We start from the raw sequence: 5748 nt of genomic DNA on the forward strand, positions 1-5748 counted from the left end.
CTCTTTGACAGCGCACCGAGAAAGGGAGGAAAGTTGAAATAGGTTGTAAGTCCGATTGGCGATAAGTGCTCGGAGGTGCATGGGAATGCGCCGCAGGATCGTTGCCGCACTCGCGGCAGGGGCCGCAGGGCTCGCGCTTGGTGTCATGCCGACCACCGGGGCTTTCGCCTCGAGCGACGGCAGGGCCGATTACGGCTGCTCCGACTGGCGGGGCTGGGACCGTTGCGACCATCACGACCACGACAACTTCTTCTTCCACCACAGGAACTTCGACCACAGGAATTTCGACGATTTCAACGACGTGGTGGTCATCTTTGTCGGGCTGAGGTAATCCCGGTCACCGCAGCCATGTCGTCGGCGCGCCAATGAACAGGCGCGCCAATGAACAGGGGTGCCGATAAACGGGCGCGCCGAAGAAGCCGAAGAACAGGTGCGCCAATGAACAGGAGGGGCAAAGGGCCCGGCCGGTCCCGGCAAGCAGGACACCGGTAGGGCCCCGTCACATCGAGAGGGCTCCACACCGAGAGGATCCGGTGACACCGGAAGGGCCCCGCCCATCGCTGGACGGGGCCCTTCCGCTTCGGCTGGCTAGCCGCCGCACTGGCACGGCGCGCCCGACTGGCAGCCGCAGCCGCAGCCGGAGCCGCAGCCGCAGGCGCCCAGCAGTGGAAGGCGAAGGGGCGGGACCGGCACTTCGACAGGCGCTTCCTGCCGGGGGTCGGTCGTGGGGGAGTCGGCCATGGGATCCTCCTCAAAGGCGTACCTGTGTCGCCTCTCCCCATTGCATGCCCACTCCGCCCGGCGCATCAACGGCGCACGGAGGCCAGGCTCCCCCGACCGCGTCTTACGCGCCCTCGACCTGCGTGTCCGCCTGAAGATCGTCCGCGTGCTCGCCCGTCACCAGGTAGACCACGCGCTTGGCCACCGCGACCGCGTGGTCGGCGTACCGCTCGTAGTAGCGACCGAGCAGGGTGACGTCGACCGCCGTCTCGATGCCGTGCTTCCAGCGCTCGTCGATCAGGTGCGTGAAGAGAGTGCGGTGCAGCAGGTCCATCTCGTCGTCGTCCGTCTCCAGCTGGAGGGCCAGATCGACGTCCTTGGTGATGATGACCTCGGCCGCCTTCGCCATCAGGCGCTGCGCGAGCTGGCCCATCTCCAGGATCGTGGCGTGCAGGTCCTGCGGAACCGCCGTGGCGGGGAAGCGCAGCCGGGCCAGCTTGGCCACGTGCTGGGCCAGGTCGCCGGAGCGCTCCAGGTCCGCGCTCATCCGCAGGGAGGTCACCACGATCCGCAGGTCGGTCGCGACCGGCTGCTGCCGGGCCAGCAGGGCTATCGCCCTGGCCTCCAGGTCGTGCTGCAGATCGTCGACCTTCTGGTCGGCGGCGATCACGCTTTCGGCAAGCTTGAGATCGGCGTCGAGCATGGCCGTCGTGGCGCGCCCGATCGCCGACCCGACCAGCCGGGCCATCTCGACCAGGCCCTCGCCGATCGAGTCCAGTTCCTCGTGGTACGCGTCCCGCATGGGGGTGTCCCTCTCTTGAAGCCTTCGGGGGTCCGGGTGGGGCTGAGACCCCCACGCTCCCACGTTCGGTCCGTAACGCGTCCGGATCCTCCCTCCCAAGTGAACCGTCACTTTCCCCTCGGTGAACTCTGAGCGACGACTGTCCAAGCTGCCACCCGGATGGCTGGGAGAGCGTCCACGAGCACGCATAACCTGGATGCATGGACGTGAACGCGGCGGTCGCCGCATTGGCTGCGATCGCCGGGGTGTGCACCGGCGTGATCGCCATGCTGGCGTTCCGCTGGAGCGAGCGCGACCAAGCCAGGCCCACCCGCACATCCCTGCACACGGACGCCGTGCTTCCGCCCGGCGTCGACACCGTGCTGTCCGTGCTCCGCTCCTCCGCGGTCGTCCTCGACGAGAGCGACTCCGTGGTCAAGGCCAGCTCCGCCGCGTATGCGCTCGGCCTGGTCAGGGGCGGGAAGCTGGCCGTCGAGCCGATGCTGCACATGGCCCGCGAAACCCGGCGCGACGGTGAGATACGGCAGGTCGAGCTCGACCTGCCGCGCCGCGGCACCGGCCGGGGCGAAGCCCTGGCCGTCTCGGCCCGGGTCGCCCCGCTCGGCTCCCGGCTCGTGCTGCTCCTCGTCGAGGACCTCACCGAAGCCCGTCGTATCGAAGCGGTACGACGCGACTTCGTCGCCAACGTGAGCCATGAGCTCAAGACTCCCGTCGGCGCGCTCTCCCTGCTCTCCGAGGCGGTCATGGACGCCTCGGACGACCCCGAGGCGGTCACCCGCTTCGCCGGCCGTATGCAGATCGAGGCGACCCGGCTCACCAACCTCGTACAGGAGCTCATCGACCTCTCCCGGGTGCAGAACGACGACCCGCTGGAGGACGCCGAGCCCGTACGGGTGGACGAACTGGTCGCCGAGGCCATCGACCGCTCCCGGCACACCGCGTCCACCAAACAGATCACCATGGCCGCCGGCGGCGCCGCGGACCTGCACGTCTGGGGCAACCGCGGCCAGCTTGCCGCCGCCCTCGGCAACCTCGTCGAGAACGCCGTCAACTACTCCCCGGCCCGCACCCGTGTCGGCATAGCCGCACGCCGCGTCCCCGCGCCCGGCGGTGAGGCGATCGAGATCGCCGTCACCGACCAGGGAATCGGCATCTCCGAGAAGGACCGCGAGCGCATCTTCGAGCGCTTCTACCGCGTCGACCCGGCCCGCTCCCGGGCGACCGGCGGTACGGGCCTGGGCCTGGCCATCGTCAAGCACGTGGCCGCCTCGCACGGCGGGGAGGTCACGGTGTGGAGCACCGAGGGACAGGGCTCCACCTTCACCTTGCGGTTGCCGGAGGCCGGCTCCGTCCGGGACCGTACGCACATCCAGGTCGCCGACGACGCCGACGACGGACCGTACGACTCGGATCCCGATTCCCGTCCCCATCCCGATCCCGATCCCGCCCCCGATCTCGATTCGGATCCCGAATCGGATCCCGAAGCCCACCCCGGTCCCGATCCTCGGACCACCACACGCGAACCACTGCCTGCCCCGGAGGTCCTTCCGTGACCCGAGTGCTTGTCGTCGAGGATGAGGAATCCTTCAGCGACGCTCTTTCCTACATGCTCCGCAAGGAGGGCTTCGAGGTCGCCGTCGCGACCACCGGGCCCGAGGGGCTCGACGAGTTCGAGCGCAACGGAGCCGACCTCGTCCTGCTCGACCTGATGCTGCCCGGACTGCCCGGCACCGAGGTCTGCCGCCAGCTGCGCGGCCGGTCCAACGTCCCGGTCATCATGGTGACCGCGAAGGACAGCGAGATCGACAAGGTCGTCGGCCTGGAGATAGGAGCCGACGACTACGTGACCAAGCCCTTCTCCTCGCGGGAACTGGTCGCCCGCATCCGCGCGGTCCTGCGCCGCCGCGGCGAGCCGGAGGAGGTCACCCCGGCCGCGCTCGAGGCCGGCCCGGTCCGTATGGACGTCGACCGCCACGTCGTCACCGTCTCCGGCGGCAAGGTCGACCTCCCGCTCAAGGAGTTCGACCTCCTGGAGATGCTCCTGCGCAACGCGGGCCGCGTCCTGACCCGCATGCAGCTGATCGACCGCGTCTGGGGCGCGGACTACGTGGGCGACACCAAGACCCTCGACGTCCACGTCAAGCGCCTCCGCGCCAAGATCGAGCCGGACCCGGGCGCGCCGCGCTACCTGGTGACGGTCCGTGGCCTGGGCTACAAGTTCGAGCCGTAAACCGGCCCCTGCCCCGACCGGCCGGACGGAGTCCGGCACAGCGTCCCGAAGCCTGGGAGGCCCCCTGGGGCCGAGCAGTGCGAGGGCGGCGTGAGGGATTGGTCGTTTCGCGCCGCCGGGCGGAGTCTTTGGTGTCCCACAGTGGGGTGCCCCGGTCGGGGGGTCTCAGGGACCGCGGCGGGGCGATGGGCTTTCCGGCCGGCCCTTCCTTCAGGTCAAGAAGGGGGCCGGGCGGCCCGTACCACCGCACTGGCTCGCACGCCGCCGCGGTCCTCAAGCTGTCCTCACCGCTGACCACCCCTCATCCGGGCCGGCGGTTCGGACGGCGTACAGGAGGCAGACCTCCAGTCGACTCCCGTACGCGGTCTGGGTGTTACCGGGAAGAGCTCAGTCCTCGCGCAGGGCGCGGACCGCTTCCTCGACGCGCTTGCCGTAGTCCGGGTCGGCGGCGTGGAAGTGGGCGAGGTTCTTCTCGATCACGTCGTCGCGGGAGACCTGGGACAGGCCGCCGGCGATGTTCGCGACCAGACGCTGCTTCTCCTCCTCCGACATCAGCCGGTACAGCTCGCCGGCCTGGAAGAAGTCGTCGTCCTTGGAGTGCAGCGGGGCCTCGTGCGTGCCCGTCCAGCCGTGGATGGCCAGCGGGGCCGACAGGGCCGTGTCCGTCTGGGCCGGACCGGAGTACGAGTTGGGCTCGTAGTTCTTGTCGTGGCGCGAGCCGTTGCGGGTGGCCATGTGGCCGTCGCGGCCGTAGTTGTCCGCACACCCCCCGGAAACAGCCTTGGGCGCGTTCACCGGCAGCTGGGTGTGGTTCACACCGAGGCGGTAGCGGTGGGCGTCCGCGTAGGCGAACAGCCGGCCCTGGAGCATCTTGTCCGGCGAAGGGCCGATGCCCGGAACGAAGTTGTTCGGGGAGAACGCGGCCTGCTCGACCTCGGCGAAGACGTTGTCCGGGTTGCGGTCGAGGACCAGGCGGCCGACCCGCTGCAGCGGGTAGTCGCTGTGCGGCCACACCTTGGTCAGGTCGAACGGGTTGAACTTGTAGTCCGCCGCCTCGGCCGCCGGCATGATCTGCACGTACAGCGTCCAGGACGGGTTCACGCCGCGCTCGATGGCCTGCAGCAGGTCGGTCTGGTGGCTGTTGGCGTCCGTGCCCACGACCTCGGCGGCCTGCTCGGACGACAGGCTGCGGATGCCCTGGTTCGTCTTGAAGTGGTACTTGACGAAGAATGCCTCGCCCTCGGCGTTGGTCCACTGGTAGGTGTGGGAGCCGTAGCCGTTCATGTGGCGGTACGAGGCGGGGATGCCGCGGTCACCCATCAGCCACGTCACCTGGTGCGTGGCCTCGGGGGCGTGCGCCCAGAAGTCCCAGACGTTGTCCGGCTCCTGCTTGCCCGTGAACGGGTCGCGCTTCTGGGAGTGGATGAAGTCGGGGAACTTGATGGGGTCCTTGATGAAGAACACCGGGGTGTTGTTGCCGACGAGGTCGTAGTTGCCCTCTTCGGTGTAGAACTTCAGCGCGAAGCCGCGCGGGTCACGGACGGCGTCCGCGCCACCCAGCGAGTCGGCCACGGTCGAGAAGCGCAGGAACGTCTCGGTCCGCTTGCCCACCTCGGAGAGGAAGGCGGCCCTGGTGAAGCCGGTGACGTCGTCGGTCACCTCGAAGTAGCCGTAGGCGCCGGACCCGCGGGCGTGCACCACGCGCTCCGGGATGCGCTCGCGGTTGAACCGGGCGAGCTTCTCCAGCAGGTGCTGGTCCTGGAGGAGGAGCGGGCCACCGACGCCGGCGGTGGCGGAGTTCTGGTTGTCGGCGACCGGAGCGCCGGACTCGGTCGTAAGCACACGCTGCGTCATGGGTGGCGGGGGTGACCTTCCGTGCGGGAGCTGCTGAGCGTGCCTGGAGCGTAAATTCACTCCGGCGAAAACGTCAACAGTTTGTTGAAATGAAGGTGATGGATCCGGGCCGTGGCTGCACTTGGGCGCGACAGGACAGGTG

5 protein-coding genes are annotated in these 5748 nt (G+C 69.0%); 3 read left to right on the plus strand and 2 right to left on the minus strand.

Annotation, left to right across the window (positions count from 1 at the left end):
* Positions 1 to 85: 85 nt before the first annotated feature.
* Positions 86 to 331 carry a hypothetical protein gene (locus ACWGI8_RS37955; protein ID WP_453667991.1) on the plus strand — a complete coding sequence of 82 codons (246 nt, stop codon included), beginning with the start codon at positions 86 to 88 and terminating at the stop codon, positions 329 to 331.
* Between the two features lie 513 nt (positions 332 to 844).
* Here ACWGI8_RS37955 and phoU read toward each other — a convergent pair.
* On the minus strand, positions 845 to 1522 hold the full coding sequence (phoU, locus tag ACWGI8_RS37960) for a phosphate signaling complex protein PhoU (RefSeq protein ID WP_453667992.1): 678 nt from the start codon (positions 1520 to 1522) through the stop codon (positions 845 to 847).
* Between the two features lie 200 nt (positions 1523 to 1722).
* Between phoU and ACWGI8_RS37965 the strand changes: the two genes are divergently transcribed.
* Both ACWGI8_RS37965 and ACWGI8_RS37970 read left to right on the plus strand, forming a co-directional pair.
* Positions 1723 to 3075, plus strand: coding sequence for a sensor histidine kinase (locus tag ACWGI8_RS37965; RefSeq protein ID WP_453667993.1), 1353 nt, complete (start codon positions 1723 to 1725; stop codon positions 3073 to 3075).
* Positions 3072 to 3752, plus strand: coding sequence for a response regulator transcription factor (locus ACWGI8_RS37970; RefSeq protein ID WP_018847140.1), 681 nt, complete (start codon positions 3072 to 3074; stop codon positions 3750 to 3752). The genes ACWGI8_RS37965 and ACWGI8_RS37970 overlap by 4 nt, the downstream gene beginning before the upstream one ends.
* Positions 3753 to 4139: 387 nt before the next feature.
* On the opposite strand, the gene ACWGI8_RS37975 is transcribed toward ACWGI8_RS37970, so the two are convergent.
* The gene (locus tag ACWGI8_RS37975; RefSeq protein WP_453667994.1) at positions 4140 to 5606 is read right to left on the minus strand and encodes a catalase; all 1467 of its coding nucleotides are present in this window, start codon (positions 5604 to 5606) and stop codon (positions 4140 to 4142) included.
* Positions 5607 to 5748 lie beyond the last annotated feature (142 nt).

It is taken from the genome of Streptomyces sp. NPDC054841, assembly GCF_053611045.1.

What these genes read in the sequence shown, in the direction of transcription:
- ACWGI8_RS37975 (WP_453667994.1), bottom strand. Translation starts at nt 5,606, where the DNA reads ATGACGCAGCGTGTGCTTACGACCGAGTCCGGCGCTCCGGTCGCCGAC.
- ACWGI8_RS37955 (WP_453667991.1), top strand. Translation starts at nt 86, where the DNA reads ATGCGCCGCAGGATCGTTGCCGCACTCGCGGCAGGGGCCGCAGGGCTC.
- ACWGI8_RS37965 (WP_453667993.1), top strand. Translation starts at nt 1,723, where the DNA reads ATGGACGTGAACGCGGCGGTCGCCGCATTGGCTGCGATCGCCGGGGTG.
- phoU (WP_453667992.1), bottom strand. Translation starts at nt 1,522, where the DNA reads ATGCGGGACGCGTACCACGAGGAACTGGACTCGATCGGCGAGGGCCTG.